This window comes from Acinetobacter sp. 24-47-66 (genome assembly GCF_056779755.1).
Genome location: NZ_JBWYIL010000007.1, coordinates 86,359 through 111,194, shown reverse-complemented (window position 1 = coordinate 111,194; position 24,836 = coordinate 86,359). Strand labels below are relative to the sequence as shown.

Sequence of the window (24,836 nt, the reverse complement as noted above, 5' to 3'; positions counted from 1 at the left end):
AGTTTATTTATTAGGTTGAGTTTATTTATATCTCTTCAAGAAAAAAGGTGCTTCTCACAGCACCTTTTTTTATTGCTTAACTTCAGTTGACTTGACGGATCGGCTGACCCGCTTTAAATGCAGCTGCGTTTTCCTGTACTTGTTGCACAATGCGTTGACGTGCTTCAACGCTTCCCCATGCACTGTGTGGTGTAATAATGAGATTAGGGATATCCGAATTCAATAACACATTGCCTTGCTGAGGCGGTTCTATACTCAATACATCAGTCGCTGCCCCTGCGATTCTCCGATTGATTAGTGCTTCCGCCAATGCTTGTTCATTCACAATGCCACCACGGGCACAATTAATTAAATATGCACTTTCTTTCATTAGACTGAATGCTTCTGCATCAATTAAGTCGCGTGTTGTTTCAGTTAATGGACAATGTAAGCTAATAAAGTCTGATTGACGCAGCAAGCTTTCTAAACTGACACGATCAGCGGCTGCAGGTCGTCCTGGTAAATGAGCCACAATCACCTTCATACCAAAGGCTTCAGCCAATTTCGCTACTGCTTGACCAAGTTCACCATAGCCCAAAATCCCTAAGGTCTTACCATTCAATTCAGCAATGGGGAAATCTAATAAACAGAATTGTGATGCTTTATTCCATTCACCCGCACGAACTGCACGATCATATTGAATAAAAGACGTTGCCAAGTTGAGCATCAACATCATGGTATGTTGAGCTACAGCGGCAGTACCATATGCCTGACAGTTACATACCACAATGTTTTGAGCTTTTGCTTGGATTAAATCGACATTATTGGTGCCTGTGGCCGAAATTAAAATTAATTTAAGCTGCGGTCGTTTTTGCATCATGTCTGCCGTAATCACCACTTTATTGGTCACCACCACATCTACATCCGCAATGCGTTCAAGCACTTGATCTGGATCAGTGCGCTCAAAGAATGTTACCTCATCAAAGACTTGATACCACCCCGAAAAATCTAAATCATTCTGATCGAGAGAGAATTGATCCAAAAAAACAGCTTTCACGTTGAACCTCAGCAATATTTATCTGCATTTCGACTGCAAGATTTTCATGATAATTCAACTGATTGTAAGCTTAATTGTAAGTCAACAATAGTTGATTTGACTGGTTTTTTGTCTCAGATTGCGTCGTTGCTGCACGCTGTGCTTTTAGGGAAAATTGATCTTCTTTTAGTGCATTTAAATATGCAGTCGCCAAACGATACGCCTCTTCACAAATACGTTCAGAAATCCGATCTTCTGTGTAATAACCATGTTTCATACAAGTAAAGATCATTTCAATAATGATCAACATACTGTCAGGTTGTTGCGGTAAATAATCATCTACCCGAATTGCTTTAAGTGCATCTCTTAAATCTTGACTGAACTGTTTGAGTTCCACTTGATGACGTAAATACACTTGTCGGTTCAGTGGACCTGACAATATTAATAATCGTGCCACAGCAGATTCATTATAAAACTTGGCAGTGGTTTCAATCACAGCTGCAGCCACCATTCGACCATAAGCCGTCATACTTTCGTGCGGATGTTCACGTATGACGTTTAAACCAGCTTCCTTGAGCAAGCTTACCAGTTTCTGTAAATGTAACTGTGCCATATGATGCAACAAATCATATTTTGTCGGAAAGAACTGATAAATACTGGCTCTTGGAATTTTTGAAGCATTGGCAATTTCAGGAATTGAAATTGACTCTAAGCCCATTTTAACTAAAAGTTTTTCAGCAGTTTGAATCACCTGCATAACACGGCGATGTGTACGCGATTGTTTTGGAGGATTCATTCCTGTTTCAGTTTTTGCAATTTTCTTTTTATTCATTTGTCCCACCTAAATTCCATTTATATGGGTTTTTTGTGCTCAACAATTAGACACGTCAAAGATGCATGAATATTCCGATATTCATGAATACATCATCATTTGAATCATTCAAATTCGTTATATATTGCCTGATCCTAGCAACGAAACAGAGTCATTCCATCGCTTTCGTTACAAAATAAACACGGGTAAATTTTAAACAATATTACTTTTTATGACAGATTGAGACCTATCACACACTCTATCGTTTTTTACTTAAAGATAAAAAAAGCGCCGAAGCGCTTTTGATCAATTACTGTGAAAAATTCAGCCTTACTCCACTGAAAATTTTTCTGCCTCACCAACAGTATCTGATTCAAAAATACAGCTACCTAACTCATCGCAGTGCATATAGAGATGCTTATAACTGATACTAAAGAAACCTTCGCCCTTTTTCACAATCAAAGGGCTCATATCCGCACTCAGCGCATCATCCATTTTGATCAATTTGGTAACACGGCGATCATTCATACAAATGAGATAGTGCTGTTTTTTAATTTCAATCTGGGCCAATCCAGTACTTTCCACATGTAATGGAATAATATACTTACCATTAATATCAATCACATGTTGTTCATAGCTTTCTAGTTTTTGAGTGATCACGTTAAAGACCAACACTTTGCCAAAGCTGTCATGAAGTTGTGTTTTATTTTCAAACGGCAAATGAATCGAAATACCGAGCTTTTGTAGATCTTGCTCATCAACTCGTTTATTGGTCAGCAAAATACGGGTAATCGTCTGTTTAAGACTGGCATCAAAAAAGCTACTGTCTAGTTGTAGATCGATGGTTTTTAAAATATTACCTAATGCTTCATTGTGAGTGCCAAGCAGATGTGCGATCACGCTTCGATAGTAAAATTTACTGTTCTTTTTAACTGCTCGAATCTGGCGATAAAAGTAGGTTGCATCAAATTCATGTTCAATAAAATCATGCAATAACGCAGAATTTGCTAATACAGCAACCGCATCATGGCCTGTATAAGGTAAATGTAATGTATTGAGTTGAGGAATAAGCGGCTTGATCTTTTCATAGTGCTCGCGATCTAGATCAAAGTAAGGATCATAAACCACGATATATTCTGCATCGGACGCAATATCTGTCGCGTCAATTTGCATGTCAGCATTGACGTTAGGATCGTAAAAATCAGTATAACGGCGGTCTTCAATTTCAGCAGGATTAATTGAATATTGTGGCACCATAGAGACCACACGTGCTGCGCCTAATCGCTTACTGTACTTAATCGCTGCGTAGCCGCCCATAGAACCACCATAAGCCACGACACGCTGAAATTGATTCAACAAAGGCGATATTTGCTCAATTAAAGCTTGCATGCTCTGTGATGGGAACCATGACTTTTGTTTTGGCATGATACCAATGACATTGTAGTCATATTTGGCTAAGGATTTTTCAGCATTAATGGCATTGCCTTTGGCACGACTGATCAAGTCACCAAAAGAGAGAACCAATGTTTCTGTTGTTCCTTTTAAATAAATTGCTCTAATGTGTTCGTCTTCAAATACTATTTGCTTATCCATTGCAATTCCGAAAAAGGGTTCTCATCATCTGGTTTGCAAAATGAATCAATCGTTCACTTGCTTACATCACATTGTCGGTGTCATATTTTATAGATACTGTTCAGATTAAAAAGCGCAAAATATGACACATTCACTTCATCCTGCTGCTGAAAATGGTTTTAGTTCTGCGGCTGAACTTTATCAACAAGTCCGACCAAATTATCCACAGGCTATCGTCATGTGGTTGAAAGATGAGTTGAATATTCATCCTGATGCAGTTGCGATTGACTTAGGTTCGGGGACAGGAAAATTCCTGCACTATCTAAAACAAGTCACCTCGAACATAATCGCCGTTGAACCGATTCCAGCAATGCTCGAACAATTGAAAATAGTACATCCTGAGGTGAAGACACTACAAGCATCAAGCCATCAAATTGCGCAATCAACGCATAGTGTTGATGCTATTTTATGCGCACAGTCATTTCATTGGTTTGCTGAACGCCAAACATTGCAAGAAATACATCGCCTTCTTAAACCTCAAGGACATTTAGGTCTAGTCTGGAACCAACGAGATATCTCAGTGGATTGGGTCAAAGCATTGGCGGATTACATCGAACCTTTTGAGTCCGATACGCCACGCTTTCACAGTGACCAATGGCAAAATGTATTTCAGCAGCAAGAATTATTTGAATACCAAAGTTTAAGCACCTTCACTCAGCATCAAGTCGGCAGTGTTGAACAGGTCGTCAGCAAACGACTCCTATCTACCAGTTTTATTGCGGCAATGTCAGCGGCAGACCAAGCAAAAATGAAGACAGCATTTGAATCGATCGTATTTGAACATACGGGACTTACACCCCATGACGAAGTTTCCTTTCCTTATGTCACTTATGCCTATCACTATCGTGCGCGATAAACTAAACTTAATCTCGATCATTCATTAAAAAACCAACAGAGGATTGACTCTCATGACGGCAAATCTTCACCCTATTCGACTTTCAATATTTGCACTCTGCCTGAGTATGCCTTTCATGCTCATTGGATGCCAAAAAACAGAACAAAACTCTCAGACCGAACAAAAAGAATCCGTTGATCCATCCGTTGAATTGAAAACACAAATCGAAGCTCAGCCGATCAAATCATTTGAATCCACTCCAAATGACGCACATGACGTTGCTTTGCTGAATCAATATGATCAAAGTTTTGAGCAATTGAGCGATGAGCTAGATAAAGAACTTCAGCAATTAAAAGCAGATGGCAATTTAAATGCGGATATGGAGTTTCAGCGTAAACGAGATCTCATTCAGTCCTCCCTCAATATGTTGAAAGACTTAGATCTTAAGACGGAACAAGGTAGATATATTCAAGGCTTATTTTATCAATACTGGGAAAATCAGATTGAGGTCTATCAAGAGCTCGAACAGTCTCCCGAAGATGAGCTTCGAAATCCTAAAGATGCAATTCGAAATATGAGTGATTATTATACTGCGAAAGCCCAACTCCAACATTGGAGTCAAAATACTAGTGTCACGAAAGAACAATAGCGTACATAGTAAAAGTACAACACAATTTTAGAAACAGTCTTCTGCCTGCTTAAGAAATACGTACTCGACATTGCCAGGATGTTGGGGCATCTGTTTGAGTACGGTCTTGAGCAACTTCCCAAGGTCGCACATACGCCAATTCAATGAGTTCCTGACCAGGCTTTAGCGCAGTCAGCTTCACTGTCTTTTCACCTCCAACGCCTACCATCGCTTTTGATTTTTCAATCGCCAAATATTGTTCTTCAACTTTAAAGAGATGAAGCGGTTGCATAATTTGCCATTGATAACCCGTACTTGGATTTTCTGCTGCATTAAATTCTAAGGTTTCACCCACTTTCATCACCAATAGTGCAGGACAATTTTGCTGATCAGTATAGTGATGGGACTCCGCTTGCACTTCAGAGACTGGATTTTGACATGCGGCAAGACTACTCCCGAGTACGCCAATACATAAACTTATCCATAAGGATGTCTTGCCAACGCTCATGATCCCACACTCTCATTTATCTAATGACTAAGACTTTGAGCTGAAAATCATTTCAAACTCAAATCATATTTAAATATTTCGCTTTTCTAACCATTCAATTGATTCGACGCGAATTAATTTGCATGCACCATCACCGATACCATTCCAATCCAAAGCTGACTTCCACACCAAATCTTTGGCATTAATTTGAACCAACTCCCCTTCTAAGCGCACCAGATCACCGCGTTGAACTTTCTTAATCTCTTTCGCAATTTCTGGATTAGCCGGGATAATGTGCATGTTACTCACCAACTGTGTTGCTAAGCGTGGGTGAATCGGTGGTTTTGCCATTTTCCAATTTAAATAGCGGTCATACTGATTAATCGAAATTTGTCGTGCAATTTCAGGTTCTGTGAAAATACCGCGGGTCACGGCATAGTCGATGGGTGAAAATTGGGCTTGCGGATCATCGGTATATTCTTTCGAACCAAGAATACGAAATTCCCCTTCAAAAGGTTCCAGTACCGAAATTTTTTGATCTGCCGAAGCTGGGGGTAAACCATTGGCAATATTAAAGTCGCTCGACTTCACACTGGCAGAGCTATAAGCCGAAACACCACCAAGGGCGATACATAATGCGAGAACTAACTTTTTCAACAGACATCCATCCTTCTTTCTAAGTATCAAAAACAACTCAACCGCAGCACATACATCTACTATGAACAACATCCGACTGAATTGTATTTAACCTAAATCTATATGATCTATCTTAGAACTTCATTCTGAAAAGGAAATTGATGAACAGTAACAATCTATCGTGATTTAGTCACAATTTTGTCTACTGTTAAAAGTGTATTCAACGTGTAAAATAATCGAATAATGGAAGATGTTAAGAACAAAAATGATTTATAAATTTTATCAGCAACGAGTATTCCCTCATATTCTGAATCAAGTCATGCAGTTACCAAGTATGATGGATAGCAGACGCCGTCTTCTGCTTCCGATTCAAGGTGAGGTATTAGAAATCGGTTTTGGTACAGGAATTAACCTGCCATTTTATCAAGCTGTGGATAGTCTCTATGCGCTTGAACCGAGCCTAGATGTATACAAATTAGCTGAACAACGTATTCAAGATGCACCGTTCCATGTGGAACATGTTCATACTAAAGCGGAAAATTTACCATTTGAAGATCAATCTATTCAACATGTCGTCAGCACATGGACATTATGTAGTGTGAGTCATGTTCAACAAGTTCTACATGAAATTAAACGTGTATTACGCATCGGCGGCACTTTGCATTTGGTTGAACATGTCGCTTACGATGCACAACAGCAAAAGCGTTTAAAGCGTCTTCAAGATCTTTTAACGCCAGTACAGAAAGTGATTGCTGATGGTTGTCATTTGAACAGAAATATCGAGCAAGCACTGCTTGATGCTGGCTTTGAGATTTCTGAACTCGATTATTTCGAAGCAGAAGAAGTGCCCAAAGTAGGTCGTCGCATGATTCTTGCTCGCGCGACTAAAACCAACTGATCACTTCTAAGTAGTGGATTATTGATCCAAGCTAGTCTTGAAAGTCGATACGGATCGTCTCAAAACGCACACGCCCTTCGGCAATTGCATTCGCAATTGCCATCTGACCTTTGGTGAGCCGTGCTCCACCACTTTTAATGTCAATCAATACAACTTCAATATCTTCTGCTACGCCATCGCCATCACGGAAATCTGAATATCCATCAAATACCACATAGTCGACAGGGTCACCTAAGAATTTAGCATCACTGGGTAAATATTGAAATTCTGGCATAATCGGTGCTAATTGTTCAGCCATTTTACCTTTCAGTACCGCACGACTGGTATTTACACTGCGTTTTTGAGCAGCAGCTAATGCGTGTTGATGCTCAAGTTCAAGCTCTGCAATATATTGTTCATATTCTGCTTTGATGCGGCCATTGCGGGTTGAGCTCAACATCATTGTGGTGATTACCACGCCAATACAGGCGCCTATTAATATTGCCATCCAAATGGACATTGACGTTCTCTATGACTTGTTATGCGGACAATTTAAACAAGAACTAAACTTTTGTCATGTATGCGCGTTTTGGCTGATTTTAATGCTAAGCTAAGATTAGACCTTATTTGAAGCATGTATAATTTTAAACTCATGAAAACGATACTGATTGCCAACCAAAAAGGTGGCTGTGGAAAAACAATTTCTGCGATTACGCTGGCGACAGCACTCGCACAGAAAGGTTATAAAGTTGCATTGGCGGATGCGGACAATCAAAAATCTGCATTGCAATGGTTAAAGCAGCGCCCAGAATCAGCAACACACATTCAAAGTTTAGATTGGCGCCATGAAAAATCGATTGGTGATGCACCGAAGAATCTTGATTATCTGATTATTGATGCTCCAGGTGCATTAACAGGCGAACACGCAGAACAATTAATTGCAGAATGTCATGCAGTGGTCACACCTCTGCAACCTTCTTTTTTTGATATCGACAGCACGCGTCGCTTCTTAAAACACATCCATGACATTAAACGTATTCGGAAAGGTAAAGTTCAAGTTCATTTGGTGGCAAATCGTGTCAAACCAAATAGTCAGAGTGCTCAAGAGATCCAACAGTTCTTTGCCAAGATTGATCAACAACCTGTTGCTTGGATTTCTGAACGAACAGCTTATGGTCAATTGGCAATGCAGGGTCTCAACATTTTTGATAAAAATCAAAAAACTTATTTATCAATACAACAACAATGGCAACCCTTGTTAGATGTTTTAATTGATGATCCAAGTGATTGGTTCTAAATAAAGAATCCAGATTGTCGTCGCACTTTTTTTTCATTTTCATATATGATGTTTAATGCATACTCGAAATGAATCAGCTTTGCGTCAGATACGTTTGAAAATCAAGAATATAGATCAGAGACTTTAGTGCAAGATTTTAATCCAACTTTACAGCGTGTACTTTTATTTGGCTTGTTTTTTATTCTGCTTTATTTGGGATATGACATTGTCAAATACTTTATCGTACCTGTGTTATGGGCTTGTATTATCGCCTATATGACTTGGCCTTTATACAAACGTATTCTCGATTGGTGTGGTAATCGACCTACATTGGGTGCGTCTGTTATGACGTTCTTATTGGCACTCGTTGTCGGTTTACCGTTCACCTTTGCTATCTTCTTACTTCAACATGAAGGCCGAAACTTATTCTTTGATTTACAGCGCCAACTGGCTTCTGGTCATATCACCGTTCCTGACGTGATACGTGAGTTACCCATTGTAGGTAAAGAAGTTTCTCGAATTGTACGTGACATCAATGCCGACCCAAATGCACTTTTCAGTAATATTAGTGTATGGATTCAAGGACATTTAAATTACGGTAAATTCGTGATTAGCGAAATTACCAAAAATTTAGTCAAACTTGGTTTCGCCATGCTCTCTCTATTTTTCTTTTACCGTGATGGACAAACGATTGTTCAACAGGTCAGTAAAGCGATGGAGAAAGTCATTGGTCCACGTATCCAACATTATATCGACACGATCTCTGAAACAACGCGTGCAGTGGTATATGGTGTTGGTTTGACTGCCGTTGCACAGTCGATATTGGCAGGAATCAGCTATTACGTTGCTGGTGTTCCAAATCCAATGCTTTTAACCATTATGACCTTTATCATGGCGCTGATTCCTTTTGGTCCTCCAGTGGCATATGGTGCTGTTTCACTGTGGTTATTTTCACAAGGTCAGACCGTTGAGGCGATTGGCGTAATGGCTTGGGGCGTTTGTGTGGTGAGTACAGCCGACAATGTCATTCGTCCTTTGGTCATTTCAGGTGCTACTCAAATTCCGTTCTTATTGATCATGTTTGGTGTATTGGGTGGTTTAGCGAGCTTTGGTTTAGTTGGACTCTTTATTGGTCCTGTAATTCTCGCCATTCTTTTAGCCATTTGGCGTGAATGGTTACATGAAACACTGGAACCAGAACCCGTGCCTAAAGCTACGATGGCCTACGATCAAGACAATGAAACACCACTCTCATAAGTGGTGTTTTATTTTTACTGATAAGAAATCTATACAATCAAATACTTAAATCATTCTTGTTGCTAAATGCCAAATTTGTTTCAATGCGTTATCACTTACATGGAACAAGGATAGAACAGCATGCAAATGCAATCGAAAGTTTCAGCGTTCAAAATTTCTATGCTCAGTGCATTGCTGAGTTTAGGCTTTGTGGGATGTGCAGCAACGCAAAATACATCTGCATCCAAAGAATCCAACACTAAAATCCAAACCATTCCTGTAAATGCGGTGAGTGCTCAAGGAGTTCATGATCAAATTGGAACGATTAGCTTCCAAGATAGTGACAAAGGTCTTGTGATCACAACGGACTTAACTAAATTATCACCTGGATATCACGGGTTCCATATCCATGAAAAAGGCTCATGTGAACCTGCTGAAAAAGATGGAAAAATGGGTGCTGCGCTTGCCGCTGGTGGACATTACAATCCAAATCAAGCGCCTGGGCATGGTACGCCAAACGATGGTCATTTAGGTGACTTACCAGTGTTAAATGTTGACGCGTCAGGTAATGCAAAAACACAAGTGATTGCACCACGTCTTACACTTGCAGATATTCAAGGTCTATCCATCATGGTACATGCAGGTGGTGACAATTATTCAGACCAACCTAAACCACTAGGTGGTGGGGGTGATCGTGTAGCATGTGGTGTTATACGCTAAGCTACACCCAAGACTCATCAAAGGATTAAGCTCTAGCTTAGTCCTTTTTTATTTCGCTGATGATCTATAAAATGTTGTGAGTATCACTTCATATCCATCTTTATAGACATGATTGACATATTAGCTTATTTTTAAATCTACTATCATAAAAAACGATTATTATAAATTATATTTCCCTTAAACAATGCGATCTAGTCCACATAGATTCTAACTTTGCTACAACAACGATTAGGTAAAATAGGATGTCTTCTTTTGTGGGGTTTGAGAATGAATATTAAGTCCTTACGTATTATTGGTTTACTTGAAGGGATTTCATTCCTACTACTGCTTTTTTTTGCCATGCCAATGAAATATATGTTAGATCAGCCTATTTATGTGAAATATATTGGCATGGGACATGGCGTTCTATTTGTGTTGTTTTTAGTCGTATTATTTGTGGTATGCGAGAAGCAAAAGTGGTCTATCAATGTATTTATTCTTGGGCTGATAGCTTCCGTTCTACCCTTTGCCCCTTTTATTTTTGATCGTAAACTCAAACATCTCGAACAAATACAATGATTAAAAAATCCTCCACAAGGAGGATTTTTTTATGCTGAAGTGGCTCTTTCTTGCATGATCTGATGAACAATTTTTCTTGGAGCACTAAACCATAGTGCAATAAGGATAAAACAAGCCAATGCATATGCCATCGTGCCGTAAGATTCATACATAATGCGTACAATTTCGATCACAACAAAGAATGCAATCATCATAATCATGCCTACTGCGGCAGCAACAGTTCCTTTAGATACCTCAGATGCATCTAAACTGAAACGATAAAGCACAGAAAAACTGCAGCCCTCACCAAAACTGATTAAGGTCATACCGATAATTAAGCACCATAACAAATAATCCTGCCAAATCGCACCTGCCAAAACAATAAGCGTTCCAACCAACATCAACGGCAATGCAACTAGCACGGTCTTTCCTACCGCATAGCGATCAATGACACGAATCAAGACTATATTTCCAATAATTAAACCACCCAATACAGGCACCTGTGCATAGCCATATTGCATATTGGTCAAACCGAGCTGTTCGACCAAAATTACAGGTGACATAGCGATCCACAAAATCAGTGGAATTGAGACCATGGGTACTGACAAAGCCAAGCCCATAAATTTTTTATTTTTAAAAATGGCTTTGAAGTCATCCCATACATAGCTTAATGGTTGCTTAGGAATACTCAAATGCTGCTCAGGCATTTTTGCTTTAAGACCAAACCAACTTAAGGCTGCTAAAAAGGCAATCCCAATGAAACCCCAATGCCAAGACACATGGTCTATCATAAATGCGCCTAGCACAGGACCAAGTAATGGTGCGATCAATGAAATATTCGCCATTAAAGCCATGACTTTAATCGCATCTCTTTCCTCAAAAATTTCTTGAATGGCAGCATAACCCACAGCTGAAATAATGGTCAGCCCAATCCCTTGTAAAAAACGAAATGCAAGAAATTGCTCTATAGACTGGGTGAATAAAATGAGCAAACAGCAGACCATAAAAAAGAAAACACCTCCAAGGAGTACTTTTTTACGACCTAAGCGATCTGATAACGGACCTAAAAACCACGCCAAACATGCTCCACCCAATAAAAAGAAAGACATGGATGATGGCGCCCACTCACTGCCTACACCAAACTCACGTGTAATCGTAAGCATCGCAGGTTGTACAAGATCATTACAGATATAGACTGAAAATTCGAAGAGCACCAATGCCAAAGGAAACATAATTGTTGCCCGACTTAAGGTTGCTTTACTCACCTTTTGCATGTTTTTTTTCACATGTTTGAATATTTTTTGGAAGCGTAGTTTACGTGAAATGCATCACAATGCCATGACAAAGTTTTGCGTTTTTGTAACCCCGAATTGAGAAAGAAAGTCTGAAAATTAAACGAAAATTTAGCCTTTATCTTAAATCAATTTCTCACCCAAACATTGACATCATTTGGCATCAATTGCATGGCTTTTCAAAAAAGTACCATGCTTCATTTCCTCAATCGCTTCAACAATCTCATCTTGCGTATTCATGACATAAAAACCACGCCCGACTAAAGGTTCATTTAGTGGCTGTCCCATGAGATATAAAATTTTGCTATCAGACAATGTGGTGAATTCAACGTTTTCACCATGACTTGAAAATACTGCCATTCCCTGATCAGTCAGTAATTCATCATCTGTACCAAATTCAACTTTACCACGGCGCATATACATCAGTGTGGTATCCAAATGTCCTGCTGGTAATATGAGTGTGTGACCTGCTTTTAAATCCAAATCCAAAACCAGCAAAGGACTATGAACTAATGCTGGTCCTTTCACTTGCATAAAGGCTCCAGCAATGACACGCACAGTACCCGCATCATGAGCTAACTCTACAACCGGGATATTAGATTTGAGTAAGCTTTGATAACGCGGATTCGATTTTTTTGCAGTTGCTGGCAAATTCACCCACAGCTGAATCATTTCAAATCGTCCACCTTCTCGGGAAAATGACTCACTAAATTTTTCTTTATGAATAATGCCTGATGCAGCAGTCATCCACTGTATATCACCTTTCTGAATAACACCTCCACCACCTTGCGAATCCCAATGCTCTAACTCACCTTCATACACGAACGTGACTGTCTCAAATCCACGATGTGGATGTTCTTCAACACCTTTACGCAGTTGAGAGGGTTTCAACGTACCGGGACCAATATGATCGAGAAGCAAAAATGGGGATACTGTATTTCCCAGTTCATAGTGTGAAAAAACAGACACAACCGGATTAAAGTCACCAACTGAAAAATGACTGTCGTTACGATGGATAAAAGCGAGTGTTTTCATTTTTTATCTTATTTATTGAATGACTTTAGTTTAATGCGGTTTTAGATTTCCCTCTACGTTAATTTTATGATGCTTTCAGTTGTGTTTTATCAATTGAAATATTTTTGTCATCAAAATTTGATGCAATTTGAAACATATAAAATGTTAGAAATCATCTAATCTGAACATTCACAACTGATCAATATGAAACTTTTAATTACTTAATGTTCATGTGGATTAATTCCACAAAGCAAAGGATCTGCAGACTCGATAAAACACTTGTTTTGTCGATGTAATCTCTCAGTACACCTTGAGCTTTTAGAACTATGTCAAAATGCTACATACCAATTAAAAATCGCTGGCGACATCATCATGAAGCTTCGATTCTATCGCTCGTCGGTGGTTGGCTAAATACCGTTGGATTTATTTCATTATTTGGCATTTATACCAATCATGTTACTGGCTATATCGTGACTGCAGGCAAAGAAATGATCTTGGGAGGATTAGGACTGTGGGCTCTTTTTATTGGCATTTTCGTAGTTACGATTGGTATTACTGCGTGGTGTGAACAACGTTGGAAGGACAAATATCCGAACATCTTACTGGGGTTCTTTATTGCAGAGACAATACTGTTAACGCTCTTCATGCTGGCGGGACTTAATTTCAGTCCCTTTAATACTTTGGCTGAATTTGGCGCAATACTTACCGCAACATTGGGCATTGCTGCAATGGGAATTCGAAATGCCATTATCCGAACATTACTATCTACAATGGCTACCTCAACCTTAATGACGGGCAATCTTGCTCAACTGACCATTGATTGTACTATTGCTTATGGGGCGCCTCATGTATCAGAAGAACGCAAACAAGTTGCCAAACAAAATATTCTAAAAATCTTACCGACTATTTTATCCTTCAGTTCAGGTGCAATATTAGGTGCGATTACTTATATGTTGTTTGGCTTCTTATGTATGATTTTTCCCATTTTAGCGATGGGCTATATTTGCTATCGTGAGTGGCGCTTCTCGTCTACTCATCCTTATTCGACTCAATAATGCACGCAATAAAAAAGGCATAACTCACTATGCCTTTTTAAACCGAATTTCTGGTCTGATGTCATGGACAAAGCGCAGTTTGGAAAGATTTTGTATTTTTTCCTCGTACACATTTGTATTCCGTTTTCTTATTAACTTGCTGCCATTTACCATCGTTCAATTTAAAACTATAGATAAAGCGCTCGGCAGCAATTGAGTCATCCATCAAGCCTGTTTGTGTCACTTTGACTTCGGCTACGGTCGGTGCTTCGGCACGATTGAAATACTGACGTAATTCAACAGTCGCAAGCTGATTGCGTAATTCAGGATGTAGCTTCAAGACTTTCTCTAAAGGAGTGTCATTCCCATGTACTTTAGAAATAACATTTTTCGTAGTAGCACACCCCGTGAGCATCACACTAACTAGACCAACTGTGGTCATTATTTTCATCATCATTGTTTTACTCAGTTTGCCATTGATCTTTTACATATGATGTTCTGAACTGTTGTGACAAAAAAGAACAGATATGTATGTTATTTTTTCTAAAGCACATTAAAAATGATTAATAGAACGAGAAATACGAATAAAAAATGCAGCATATTGATGCTACATTTTTGAATTTAATCAGTTCAAATGACGCTCGTAACAATTTTATGGAAAATTTCGAAAGTAAATTTTTAAGGGCATAATTTATTATGAAAGTTTGTAGTATCTGGTCCACGACCACATTTCCAAGTTTCATCTTTTGATATTTCTTTCCACTCACTATTAATATATTCAAATTGGTAAGTTTCACGTTGTGCAGAAACAGAGTCATCCGCTAGTCCACCATAGGTGACAGTTACTTTTGCATGAGATTTTCCAGATTCAGGTGTATCGAATTCCTGTTGTAAATCTACTGTTCTCATATCTTCAAAGCTTTGAATTTTCCGATACACTTGATCTAAAGGAGAGTTTTGAACAGAATTGGCATTTTGTTTCGACGTTTCTACTTGACCAGCTACAGAATTATGATTTTTAGTATTGATCTCATTCGACTGTTTTTGACCTATACATGCATTAAGTGAAAGTGCAATTGCACTTAGAAAAATTATTCTTTTTAACATTAAAATTTCTCATGAAATAAAAAAACAGCATGACAAGCATGCTGTTTTTTAGACCTTATTTATAGATAGATTTTGTTTCACAAATCAAATAATTTACCTGGATTCATAATCCCATTTGGATCAAATACTTGTTTGAGTGCTTTCATATATTCAATTTCTTCAGCTGAACGTGTGTACTCAAGATATGGCTTCTTCGTCATACCCACACCATGTTCCGCAGAAATTGAACCTTCATACTTTTTCACAGTATCAAATACATACTTGTTCACCACCTGACATTTCGCAAAGAATTCATCTTTGGTTAAATTTTCAGGCTTTAAGATATTTAAGTGTAAGTTACCATCGCCAATATGACCAAACCAGCAGATTTCAAAGTCAGGATAATTGTCAGCAACAATTGCATCAATTTCTTTAATGAATGCAGGTACGTGTGTGATGAGCACTGAAATATCATTTTTGTATGGGATAAACGGTGCGATTGACTCAGAAATATCTTCACGCAGACGCCACAAGCTTTCTACTTGGTCTAAGCTTTGACTAAGCACGCCATCAAGCACCCAACCTTGTTCCATGCAATGCTCAAAGATTTCCATTGCCTTGTCCATAATTGGCTCAAATGGCGCTTCGAACTCAAGCAATACATAAAATGGGCATTCGGTTTCAAATGGACGTTGCACGTGACCATTTGCCAATACTTTTTGCATCGCAAGTTCACCGAAGAACTCGAACGCAGTTAAATCAATTTTCGCTTGGAACGCGTGAAGAACTGGCATAACTGCATCAAAGTCAGGTACACCGAGCACCATTACTTGCAGATCTTGTGGTTGACGCTCAAGTTTAATTTCCGCTTCAGTCACTAAACCTAAAGTACCTTCACCACCAATAAATAGGTGTTGCAACGCATAACCTGTAGCATTCTTGATCATGCCTTTGTTTAAACGCAGCACATCACCTTTACCAGTGACTACAGTCAGACCGAGTACCCAGTTACGTGTCATACCGTATTTAATGACTTTAATACCGCCAGCATTAGTACCGATGTTACCGCCAATTTGTGATGAACCAGCTGAAGCGAAATCAACTGGATAATACATACCTTGCTCTTCAGCATAATTCTGAAGTTGCTCAGTCACCACACCTGCTTGTACACGCACCATACGGTCTGCTGGGAAGAATTCCAAAATTTGGTTCATCTTGTCCATGCTGACTACGATTTCACCGTTAGCAGCGACAGCACCTGCAGAAAGACCAGTACGACCACCTGATGGTGTCACAGCAACATTAAATTGGTTTGCTAGTTTCACAATTGCCTGAACTTGTTCAGTCGTCGAAGGAAAAACGATGACTGATGGATTTGGATCAAAATGTTTAGTGTGATCGCGTCCCCAATTTTGTAGGCTGTCCGTATCAGTTTTGATACGGTTTTCACCAACAATTGACGTTAATTGAGTCAATAACTCTGGGGTTAAAGCAACTGGAGCATTCATCGTTTGCAGACCTAGCAAGAAAGATACAAGTTGTAGATTGCTTAAAAAACAAACCTTTAATCAAGATTTTAAAAGCGTATTTGTTAAGCGAATGTGAAGAAAATATCACCACGACTGGATGAGTCAATTTCACGATTGTGCATTATAAAGCATTTTCCCATGAAACCCCGATAAAATCAGACATTTTGCGAATGTTACTTAGATATGATGCAGTTAAGTCAACCGCAGTTTGTCTGATAAGGACTATATCTTGCAAAAATATCCATAGCTCAAGTCATAAAGGAAATGTATATAGCACGCTCACGTATGCTATCATACTGCCACTAAATTTGGCCTTTGTAGCGGAGCCGTAATGAGCCAACATCTCTCTTTGCCTAAAGATAAAATTCGTTTCCTATTGTTAGAAGGCGTTCACCAAAACGCAATCGACACTTTGAATGCTGCTGGATACACCAACATCGACTATCGTAAAACTGCGCTTGAAGGTGAAGCGCTGAAAGAAGCGATTAAAGATGCTCACTTCATCGGTATTCGTTCGCGCACACAATTAACTGAAGAAGTTTTTGAAGCTGCGAATAAATTGATCGCGGTCGGTTGTTTCTGTATTGGTACAAACCAAGTGAACTTGAATGCTGCGATGAGCCGTGGTATTCCAGTGTTTAACGCACCATACTCAAATACTCGTTCTGTTGCTGAACTTGTATTAGCTGAAGCTATTCTTCTCCTTCGTCGTGTACCTGAAAAATCTACAGATACACATGCAGGTGGTTGGAACAAATCTGCAGTAGGTTCATTTGAAACACGTGGTAAAACTTTAGGTATTGTGGGTTACGGTTCAATTGGTTCACAACTTTCTGTCCTTGCTGAAAGCATGGGTATGAAAGTGATTTACTTTGATACAGTAACAAAATTACCTTTAGGTAATGCTCGCCAAGTTGGCTCAATGGGCGAACTTCTTGCAAATGCTGATGTTGTATCACTACACGTGCCAGATGTTCCTTCTACACGTAATTTCATGACCAAAGAGCAATTTGCTCAGATGAAACAAGGTTCAATCTTCATCAATGCTGCACGTGGTACATGTGTAGTAATTGAAGATTTAGCTGATGCTCTGAAATCAGGTCATTTGGCTGGTGCTGCTGTTGACGTATTCCCGAAAGAGCCTAAAGCGAACGGTGAAGAGTTTATTTCTCCACTACGTAATATCCCGAACGTGATTTTAACACCGCACGTGGGTGGTTCTACGATGGAAGCTCAAGCAAACATCGGTCTAGAAGTTGCAGAGAAATTCGTTGCTTACTCTGATAAAGGTATGACATTGTCAGCAGTTAACTTCCCTGAAATTGCGCTTCCGTTGACTGAAGGTAAACACCGTTTACTTCACATTCACAAAAATATTCCAGGCGTGTTGTCTAAAATCAACAACCTGTTTGCTGAACACGGCATTAACATCTCTGGTCAGTCTCTTATGACCAAAGGTGATGTGGGTTATTTAGTCATGGACGTTGATGCTACAGCTTCTGCTGAAGCACTTGATACACTTCATAACGTAGAAGGTACAATCCGCGCTCGCGTATTGTTCTAATCTCTAATACGTTTGGAAAACCACAGCTTTTTCGAGCTGTGGTTTTTTTATGGTGTCTCATCTGAGTTGACGTTGGCTCCGCCAACTTAGATGAAAGATATCCCTTTCTAATCTAACCATCATACATTTAAAACCATGTCTTTGTTAAAAATAAACCCGCAGTTACAAGCACTCGGTTTGTTATTGATCGCCATGATCAGTCTACAAAGTAGTGGTTCATTAGCAAAAGTTTTATTTGAACAATTCCCTATCGTTACGGTGTCAGCCCTACGTCTGACATTTAGTGCTGTGATTTTGGCGATTATTTTTCAAGTTTGGAAAATTCAATTCAAACAAATTAAATGGAAAGCCATTGTCAGTTATGGTGTCGCTTTAGCTGGCATGAACATGTTGTTCTATCTTGCTATTGATCGTCTTCCGCTCGGTTTAGCAGTTTCATTTGAATTTATTGGTCCACTCAGTGTGGCTTTATATTATGCGCGTCAAAAGTTTGATTTTATTTGGGTTGATTTGGCCATAATTGGACTGATCCTTTTATTTCCCTTTGACCAAGCCAAACAACCTTTGGATTTACTTGGTGTATTTTTTGCGTTGGCAGCTGGCGCATGTTGGGCACTTTATATTATTGCTGGTCAGCGGCCTTCGGGAGTTTCAGGTAATCACACCGTATGTTTAGGCATGTTTGTTGGAAGTATCATTCTTATGCCGATTGCCCTCAGTATCGGTTTGCCAGCAAGCGTATTTGAAATTAATCATCTAATGTTATTCATCACTTTAGCAATACTCGCCAGTGCCTTACCCTTTACTTTAGAAATGATTGCACTACGAAATCTAACAGCATTAAGTTTCGGTACCTTGATGAGTATTGAACCAGCTGTTGCCGCATTATCTGGGTTTGTATTTTTGGGTGAGCAATTGTTATGGAATCAATGGCTAGCATTGTTTACCATCATTTGTGCCTCAGTTGGCTGCACCTATACCACTCAACACGCCAAACAAAAATGATCTCATACTTAATTTAAACTACATTTTCCATGATGGATTGAAGCACTGTGGTCATCATAATAATGTTAAAATTTGAGCAGTCTCACTCTTTTTAATTCGGCTTCGTTTTCCCAATGCCAAATGCTCAACTCACTGCCGTGCTGTTCATGGTCTTATCCATGATCGCCTATCAAATTAGTGCATCCTTCGCAAAGCAGCTTTTTGAAGTTTTAGATCCATTTACTGTGGTCACTTTACGTCTATGCTTTGCATCAATTATGGTTGTATTGATGTTCCGTTCATGGAAAATTCTTCGTCGCCTTCCTTACTTAAAATGGAAAGATCTTCTCTTTTATAGTGGTTCAGTCGCTTTGATGAATGTCTTGTTTTATGCATCATTAGGAAAACTACCACAAGGGATTGCAGTAGGACTTGAGTTCTTAGGACCACTCACCTTGGCTTTACTGTCAATTCAACAACGAAGTGATTACATTTGGGTCATCATGGCAATTTTCGGTGTAGTGCTGATGGTGCCTTGGCAAGATGCCAATGCGACTAACTTTTCATATCTTGGTGCTGCTATGGCCATTGGTGCAGGCATTTGTTGGGCATTCTATATTTATTTTGGACAGAAAGTCGTTCGGCAGAATATCGGCATGCATGCTCTCAGCATTGCGATCGTCCTCTCAGCATTGACATTATTACCGATCAGTATGGTTCATAATCCATCCGCATTAGTTCAATTTGGATATTGGCCACAAGCCATCGTCATTGCGCTTTTGGCTACAGCCATTCCCTATGCATTGGATTTATTGGCATTAAAGAATTTAAGTAAAATGTCTTATGGAACGCTATCAAGTTTGTCACCAGCATTAGGTGCATTGACAGGTTGGTTACTGTTGAATGAACACATTACCTTATTACAAGCCGTTGCTTTGGGTTGTATTATGATTGCATCAATTGGTGTTACTTATCGCGCTGCTAGAATGAAATCACATGGCATAGAAACATAAAAAAAGATGGCACATGCCATCTTTTTTATCATGGGATTAAACCAAGCTGTCTTTATCTAATTTCTTATATTTCTTATATTCAGTTTGATATTTTTTAGCCAAACTCTCTTTTTGTTTATCCTCTAGAATTTTTCCTGCTTGCTGAAAAAAGCCATGCTCTTCTTCTTCAAGATGATGATGCACTGTTTCTGACAATTTTTTTGCGATGGCTAACCATCCTGGATTACTGAATTCAGTTTCGGTGAGTTGCTCAAGTAATTCGTCCATTTCATGATGTTCAGCCAATGCATGACGCGTAATATTCAAACCTGAATCTGTCATCATCAGTGGAATATAGAAGTATCGATCTTCTGCCACTGCATGAGCAAACAATTCATTTTTTAGCTGCTCAAATAATGTTCGGCGTTCTGGCGTGTCCCCTGAAGTTTGAACCAGCTTCTCAGCAAGTTCACGTTGAACATCATGACTTTCACGTAAAGCTTCAAAAATATTCATCTTGTTATCCTGTCTTATAAATATGATTTGAAAAAAGAAAAACTTGAATGATCTTCAAAACACTCAACTTACTATAAGAGCTTAGGCGATAACTTCGAGATAGGTTTAAGAAGCGATTTGTATAAAAAAGTTTAATGTTGAGAATGGTTTACATTAAGAACATCTGATAACTTAATCGAACAATTAAAATAGATACTAGAATTAAAAACAGAATACGAATAAAACCGCTACCGTATTTAAGCGCCAACTTCACCCCGACAATCGAGCCGATCATATTAGCGACAGCCATCATGGCACCTACTGCAAATAAAATGTGGCCTGCAGGAATAAAGAATGTAAGAGCGGCTAAATTGGTCATCACATTACCAATCTTGGCCAAAGCTGCTGCATGCAAAAAATCGACTTGTAAATATCGAATAAAATAAAAAATAAAAAAACTTCCCGTTCCCGGACCGAATAATCCGTCATAAAACCCAATCGCCAAACTTCCTATTCCAGCCAAGATCAGAATTTTAGTGTTTACCGTTTGTGCAATATGAACCTGTCCAAACTCCTTCTTTGACAATGTGTAAATTGCCATCACAATCAGCATCACCAAGACAAAGGGCTGCAAGATTGATTTCGGAATCATGGAAACACTGGCAGCTCCCGCAAAAGAACTGATGGCAGCACATATCGCCACCACCAGTAATAACTTCCATTCAAACTTAACTTTTTTAGCGAAAGTCCACGCAGATGTTGCTGTTCCAACAACCGCAGCTAGCTTATTGGTGCCAAATAATGTTGCTGGCGCCATATGAGGAAAAGCACTCATCAATGCTGGAATCTGAATGAGACCACCACCACCGACTGCTGCATCAATTGCGCCTGCGCAAAATGCAAAAAAAATCAGGCTGAGGATGATGTCTAATTCCATAATTGAGTTCGCTTATAAATTTAATACACGTTTAGGAACTAGACGTTTTTTATCAGTAATTTCAGCTAAACCTAAACACTTTTTTTCGTCAAAAACGAGGACTTGAGATTCGGCAGGATGATCAATATTGCTTTCCATCCCACGACAAAAATATTCTGCACGACCTTCTGGTACTTGAACTTTTGGAAAATGATCCACAGGCGCATAAGCAGGTAACAACAATGCTTCACGTTGTTGTTCAGTTAGACTTTCTAAGTATTCAATGGTGTACTCTGGCACAATACCAAAATGTCCAGTTTGAATACGATGTAAATATGTTAAGTGCCCATAACTTCCTAAAGCTTTAGCAATATCCTCTCCCAATACTCGGATATACGTTCCTTTTGAGCATGTCACATCCAAAGTAATTGAATCTTGAGTGAAAGACATCAGTTCAATCGCGAAAATATGAATTGGACGAGCCTCACGTTCGATTTCAATTCCTTTACGCGCCAGCTCATACAAAGGACGACCTTCTTTCTTTAAAGCAGAATACATTGGAGGAACTTGTTGAATGTCTCCAACGAATTGCTGAATCACGCTTTGAATTTTATCTTCGTTAAGTTCAATCGGTTGTGCCTCGAGCAAAACTTCACCCTCGACATCACCTGTAGTTGTACTATTTCCCAATTGAATCGTCGTTTGATAACGTTTAGTAGATTCCAGTAAAAAGTGTGAAAACTTGGTCGCTTCACCTAAGCAAATCGGGAGTAAGCCTGATGCTAATGGATCTAAAGCGCCAGTATGACCACCTTTTTCAGCACGATAGAGCCAACGCACTTTTTGCAATGCTGCATTTGAGCTAATCCCCAAAGGTTTGTTGAGTAGAAATACACCACTTATATGACGTCGAGTAATTTTTGGAGATTTAGCAGACATTAGATAATATTCAGATCAGTAAAATACTGCTATTTTATCAAATCCATTTATCGAATATTGATTAAATTTTTATGCATAAAATGTGACATTTGTTGCAAATTATTCTACACCATTAATAATAACTAAATGATTTCATAGGATGTGAAATGAATTCAAAAGCTAAATTGAAAATTACACTGCTGATTGTGGCGTGTCTGATCGTTTTATTCCTTCTCTTTCAATGGTTGAAACCTGACTCAGCTGAATCTGCTGAAAACTCACAACGAGCAGCACAAGATGCCGAAATTCAAGCAGAAAATATGGCGCTACAACAAAGTACAACCGTGAATGGTTCTAGCTTTGCAAGTAAAAGTCAGCAAGATATTCAAATCAATTGTCAAATCCAAACCGATAACGCCAACCGTTTGATTGTGAATGAAAATACTAAGAACTGTTTTGAGTTTTTTATTACCCAATACGGCGAAAAAGAGATTCCGCAAATCAAGGCTGATTTTATTAAATTTGCTCAAAGCACCTATCAAGAACCATTACTAGGTCAACTGACAGATTTATGGTCACGCTATGTTCAATATCGTGAAAAAATGGGTGACCTAACACCACCAAACCATGACAAAGAAAGTGCGCAGTATTACAAAGCTATTTTTAATCAGATGAAATCATTGCGTAAACAATTTTTTTCAGACTATGAAATTGAAGGTTTATTTGGTATCGAAGATGAATATCATGATTATACCTTGGCTCGCATGAGTGTCATGGAAGATAAAAATTTATCGGAAAAACAAAAAGCCGATAAATTAAAAGAACTGTTCAATGATCTACCTGAAGATTGGAAAGAAAATTTAAAACAACTTTCTCAACTCGAAGATCTGCGTCAATTAACTGCAGAAATTAAAGCTCGTGGTGGTAGTGCAGAAGAAATTCGTCAAATGCGTCTCAGCTTAGTGGGTCCTGAAGCAACACAACGTCTAGAAAATCTTGATGGACAGCGCTCAAATTGGAAAAGCAAGGTCAATCAATATTTATCTGAACGTGACAGCATTGTAAAAAGTAATATGAGCCCTAGTGCAAAGCAGGAAGCTGTACAACGCCTCCGTTCTCAACATTTTAATAATTCACAAGAGCAACTTCGGGTAGAAACATTCGAGCAAGTTCACGATCAAGGCGGTCAACTTCCTTTTGCCGATTAATCTTTTCAAGGAACACATTCATTCACAGGGAAGAACGATGAAAAACTTAAAACTTAAATTGATACCTACGACGTTAGCATTCGTCACAACGCTATGCTTATCAAGCTCATTAACTGCCCACGCAGGTCCGGGATTACTCGAAGTAAATGAGACAAAGATCGGTAGTTACGCAAAAACCAAATATCCTATTGTGATGACACACGGTTGGTTAGGCTGGTCTCGCATAGGCAATGAAACATTCAATATTGACTATTGGTATCAAATCTTACCTGATCTATCGCGCAATGGTGCACGCGTTTTTGCAGCACAACTCTCACCTGCTCATACGACTGAATTTCGAGGAGAACAATTAATTTCTCAGGTTGAAGAAGTAATTGCGATCACTGGGCAGAAAAAGGTCAATCTGATTGGTCATTCGCACGGCGGACCGACTGTACGTTATGTTGCAGCAGTAAAACCCGACTATGTTGCTTCTGTTACTGGTGTAGGAGGGACTTTCAGAGGTTCTATGGTCGCAGATAAAATTCAAAATAATGAAGCAACTCGAACAATATTTAATATTTTAGGGGATTACATCATTCCCCCATTAATTGCTTATGCACAAGGTCGTCCTGATATGCCGATCAGCTTTGATGCTTCGATGAAATCATTAACTGAAACAGGCTCTGCTGCATTTAATGAACGTTTTCCAACAAAAGCTCTCGCGTCAAGTTGTACTCGTTTAGGCAGCCCAATGGACAACGGAATCTTTTATTATTCTTGGACTGGTGTTGCACAAACCACCAACCTCTTAGATATCGATACCATTTTAATGCAGCTCGGGCCTTTAGCGTATGGCAATAAAGATAATGATGGCATGGTTGGGCGCTGTAGCACGCATATTGGACGTGTGATTCGTGATGATTACAAACTAAATCATACCGATTTAGCTAATATGATGTTCGGTCTCAGAGGTTTATTTGCCCCAGATCCTATTTCACTTTATCGCCAACATGCCAATCGTTTGAAACTGACAGGACTCTAGACGCAAAAAATAGCGCAGTCAAATGGAAAGCTATTCATCAGAATAGCTTTTCCGACCATCAGCGACTCTCGACCAAATTTAAATAATGCT

Annotated in this window: 27 protein-coding genes; 13 read left to right on the top strand and 14 right to left on the bottom strand. The window is 39.1% G+C overall.

The window, feature by feature from the left end; all coding sequences use genetic code 11:
* Window positions 1–82: 82 nt before the first annotated feature.
* The 3 genes from AC1M84_RS08540 to AC1M84_RS08530 all read right to left on the bottom strand — a co-directional run bounded on the left by AC1M84_RS08540 (window position 83) and on the right by AC1M84_RS08530 (window position 3,419).
* Window positions 83–1,036 carry a 2-hydroxyacid dehydrogenase gene (locus AC1M84_RS08540; protein WP_035264243.1) on the bottom strand — a complete coding sequence of 318 codons (954 nt, stop codon included), beginning with the start codon at window positions 1,034–1,036 and terminating at the stop codon, window positions 83–85.
* 70 nt (window positions 1,037–1,106) lie between these two features.
* Window positions 1,107–1,847 (bottom strand): TetR/AcrR family transcriptional regulator, encoded by a 741-nt coding sequence (locus AC1M84_RS08535; RefSeq protein WP_481594834.1) that lies wholly within the window; start codon window positions 1,845–1,847, stop codon window positions 1,107–1,109.
* Window positions 1,848–2,156: 309 nt separating this feature from the next.
* Complete coding sequence (locus AC1M84_RS08530) at window positions 2,157–3,419, bottom strand: hypothetical protein (protein ID WP_481594833.1); 1,263 nt, start codon at window positions 3,417–3,419, stop codon at window positions 2,157–2,159.
* Between the two features lie 121 nt (window positions 3,420–3,540).
* Between AC1M84_RS08530 and AC1M84_RS08525 the strand changes: the two genes are divergently transcribed.
* Together AC1M84_RS08525 and AC1M84_RS08520 are read left to right on the top strand one after the other, a co-directional pair.
* A complete protein-coding gene (locus AC1M84_RS08525) occupies window positions 3,541–4,314 on the top strand; it encodes a class I SAM-dependent methyltransferase (protein ID WP_481587354.1) in 774 nt (257 codons plus the stop codon).
* A gap of 52 nt (window positions 4,315–4,366) precedes the next feature.
* Window positions 4,367–4,942, top strand: a complete 576-nt coding sequence (locus tag AC1M84_RS08520; RefSeq protein WP_481594832.1) for a hypothetical protein — start codon at window positions 4,367–4,369, stop codon at window positions 4,940–4,942.
* A gap of 49 nt (window positions 4,943–4,991) precedes the next feature.
* On the opposite strand, the gene AC1M84_RS08515 is transcribed toward AC1M84_RS08520, so the two are convergent.
* Together AC1M84_RS08515 and AC1M84_RS08510 are read right to left on the bottom strand one after the other, a co-directional pair.
* Window positions 4,992–5,429, bottom strand: coding sequence for a protease inhibitor I42 family protein (locus tag AC1M84_RS08515; protein ID WP_481594831.1), 438 nt, complete (start codon window positions 5,427–5,429; stop codon window positions 4,992–4,994).
* Between the two features lie 69 nt (window positions 5,430–5,498).
* Complete coding sequence (locus tag AC1M84_RS08510) at window positions 5,499–6,065, bottom strand: hypothetical protein (RefSeq protein ID WP_171076732.1); 567 nt, start codon at window positions 6,063–6,065, stop codon at window positions 5,499–5,501.
* A 244-nt stretch (window positions 6,066–6,309) separates the two neighbouring features.
* Here AC1M84_RS08510 and AC1M84_RS08505 point away from each other — a divergent pair, with 244 nt between their 5' ends.
* Entirely contained in the window at window positions 6,310–6,942 is a 633-nt protein-coding gene (locus AC1M84_RS08505) for a class I SAM-dependent methyltransferase (RefSeq protein WP_481594830.1), read from the top strand.
* A gap of 31 nt (window positions 6,943–6,973) precedes the next feature.
* Here the strand turns inward: AC1M84_RS08505 and AC1M84_RS08500 are convergent, their stop codons facing one another.
* Window positions 6,974–7,441: a Holliday junction resolvase-like protein gene (locus AC1M84_RS08500; protein ID WP_481594829.1), complete on the bottom strand. Its 468-nt coding sequence runs from the start codon at window positions 7,439–7,441 to the stop codon at window positions 6,974–6,976.
* 132 nt (window positions 7,442–7,573) lie between these two features.
* On the opposite strand from AC1M84_RS08500, the gene AC1M84_RS08495 reads away from it, so the two are divergent.
* The 4 genes from AC1M84_RS08495 (at window position 7,574) to AC1M84_RS08480 (ending at window position 10,711) form a co-directional block, all read left to right on the top strand.
* A complete protein-coding gene (locus AC1M84_RS08495; protein ID WP_180028902.1) occupies window positions 7,574–8,218 on the top strand; it encodes a ParA family protein in 645 nt (214 codons plus the stop codon).
* A gap of 126 nt (window positions 8,219–8,344) precedes the next feature.
* On the top strand, window positions 8,345–9,454 hold the full coding sequence (locus AC1M84_RS08490) for an AI-2E family transporter (RefSeq protein WP_481594828.1): 1,110 nt from the start codon (window positions 8,345–8,347) through the stop codon (window positions 9,452–9,454).
* Between the two features lie 120 nt (window positions 9,455–9,574).
* Window positions 9,575–10,153 (top strand): superoxide dismutase [Cu-Zn] SodC, encoded by a 579-nt coding sequence (sodC, locus tag AC1M84_RS08485; RefSeq protein ID WP_373687194.1) that lies wholly within the window; start codon window positions 9,575–9,577, stop codon window positions 10,151–10,153.
* Window positions 10,154–10,420: 267 nt separating this feature from the next.
* On the top strand, window positions 10,421–10,711 hold the full coding sequence (locus tag AC1M84_RS08480) for a DUF3817 domain-containing protein (RefSeq protein ID WP_179998758.1): 291 nt from the start codon (window positions 10,421–10,423) through the stop codon (window positions 10,709–10,711).
* 29 nt (window positions 10,712–10,740) lie between these two features.
* Here AC1M84_RS08480 and craA read toward each other — a convergent pair whose 3' ends face one another.
* Window positions 10,741–11,964 (bottom strand): chloramphenicol efflux MFS transporter CraA, encoded by a 1,224-nt coding sequence (gene craA, locus AC1M84_RS08475; RefSeq protein WP_481588622.1) that lies wholly within the window; start codon window positions 11,962–11,964, stop codon window positions 10,741–10,743.
* A 171-nt stretch (window positions 11,965–12,135) separates the two neighbouring features.
* Window positions 12,136–13,017, bottom strand: coding sequence for a pirin family protein (locus AC1M84_RS08470; RefSeq protein WP_481588621.1), 882 nt, complete (start codon window positions 13,015–13,017; stop codon window positions 12,136–12,138).
* A 305-nt stretch (window positions 13,018–13,322) separates the two neighbouring features.
* Between AC1M84_RS08470 and AC1M84_RS08465 the strand changes: the two genes are divergently transcribed.
* Complete coding sequence (locus AC1M84_RS08465; RefSeq protein WP_481593379.1) at window positions 13,323–14,051, top strand: YoaK family protein; 729 nt, start codon at window positions 13,323–13,325, stop codon at window positions 14,049–14,051.
* Between the two features lie 61 nt (window positions 14,052–14,112).
* Here the strand turns inward: AC1M84_RS08465 and AC1M84_RS08460 are convergent, their stop codons facing one another.
* From AC1M84_RS08460 to AC1M84_RS08450, 3 genes are all read right to left on the bottom strand, one after another.
* The gene (locus tag AC1M84_RS08460) at window positions 14,113–14,472 is read right to left on the bottom strand and encodes a hypothetical protein (RefSeq protein ID WP_481594827.1); all 360 of its coding nucleotides are present in this window, start codon (window positions 14,470–14,472) and stop codon (window positions 14,113–14,115) included.
* Between the two features lie 236 nt (window positions 14,473–14,708).
* A complete protein-coding gene (locus AC1M84_RS08455; protein WP_180028908.1) occupies window positions 14,709–15,137 on the bottom strand; it encodes a hypothetical protein in 429 nt (142 codons plus the stop codon).
* Window positions 15,138–15,214: 77 nt separating this feature from the next.
* Window positions 15,215–16,624: an FAD-binding oxidoreductase gene (locus tag AC1M84_RS08450; RefSeq protein WP_481594826.1), complete on the bottom strand. Its 1,410-nt coding sequence runs from the start codon at window positions 16,622–16,624 to the stop codon at window positions 15,215–15,217.
* A 352-nt stretch (window positions 16,625–16,976) separates the two neighbouring features.
* On the opposite strand from AC1M84_RS08450, the gene serA reads away from it, so the two are divergent.
* From serA to AC1M84_RS08435, 3 genes are all read left to right on the top strand, one after another.
* The gene (serA, locus tag AC1M84_RS08445; RefSeq protein WP_035264273.1) at window positions 16,977–18,209 is read left to right on the top strand and encodes a phosphoglycerate dehydrogenase; all 1,233 of its coding nucleotides are present in this window, start codon (window positions 16,977–16,979) and stop codon (window positions 18,207–18,209) included.
* Window positions 18,210–18,344: 135 nt separating this feature from the next.
* Window positions 18,345–19,214 (top strand): EamA family transporter, encoded by an 870-nt coding sequence (locus tag AC1M84_RS08440; protein ID WP_481594825.1) that lies wholly within the window; start codon window positions 18,345–18,347, stop codon window positions 19,212–19,214.
* Between the two features lie 113 nt (window positions 19,215–19,327).
* On the top strand, window positions 19,328–20,206 hold the full coding sequence (locus tag AC1M84_RS08435) for an EamA family transporter (protein ID WP_481590085.1): 879 nt from the start codon (window positions 19,328–19,330) through the stop codon (window positions 20,204–20,206).
* 36 nt (window positions 20,207–20,242) lie between these two features.
* Here the strand turns inward: AC1M84_RS08435 and AC1M84_RS08430 are convergent, their stop codons facing one another.
* From AC1M84_RS08430 to truB, 3 genes are all read right to left on the bottom strand, one after another.
* Entirely contained in the window at window positions 20,243–20,701 is a 459-nt protein-coding gene (locus AC1M84_RS08430) for a hemerythrin domain-containing protein (RefSeq protein WP_035264279.1), read from the bottom strand.
* Window positions 20,702–20,849: 148 nt separating this feature from the next.
* Window positions 20,850–21,617 carry a sulfite exporter TauE/SafE family protein gene (locus AC1M84_RS08425; protein ID WP_092766679.1) on the bottom strand — a complete coding sequence of 256 codons (768 nt, stop codon included), beginning with the start codon at window positions 21,615–21,617 and terminating at the stop codon, window positions 20,850–20,852.
* 12 nt (window positions 21,618–21,629) lie between these two features.
* Window positions 21,630–22,535: a tRNA pseudouridine(55) synthase TruB gene (gene truB / locus AC1M84_RS08420; RefSeq protein ID WP_481593377.1), complete on the bottom strand. Its 906-nt coding sequence runs from the start codon at window positions 22,533–22,535 to the stop codon at window positions 21,630–21,632.
* A 146-nt stretch (window positions 22,536–22,681) separates the two neighbouring features.
* Here truB and AC1M84_RS08415 point away from each other — a divergent pair, with 146 nt between their 5' ends.
* Window positions 22,682–23,722: a lipase secretion chaperone gene (locus AC1M84_RS08415; protein ID WP_481594824.1), complete on the top strand. Its 1,041-nt coding sequence runs from the start codon at window positions 22,682–22,684 to the stop codon at window positions 23,720–23,722.
* Window positions 23,723–23,759: 37 nt separating this feature from the next.
* The gene (locus AC1M84_RS08410) at window positions 23,760–24,746 is read left to right on the top strand and encodes an esterase/lipase family protein (RefSeq protein WP_481590089.1); all 987 of its coding nucleotides are present in this window, start codon (window positions 23,760–23,762) and stop codon (window positions 24,744–24,746) included.
* Window positions 24,747–24,836: the final 90 nt, after the last annotated feature.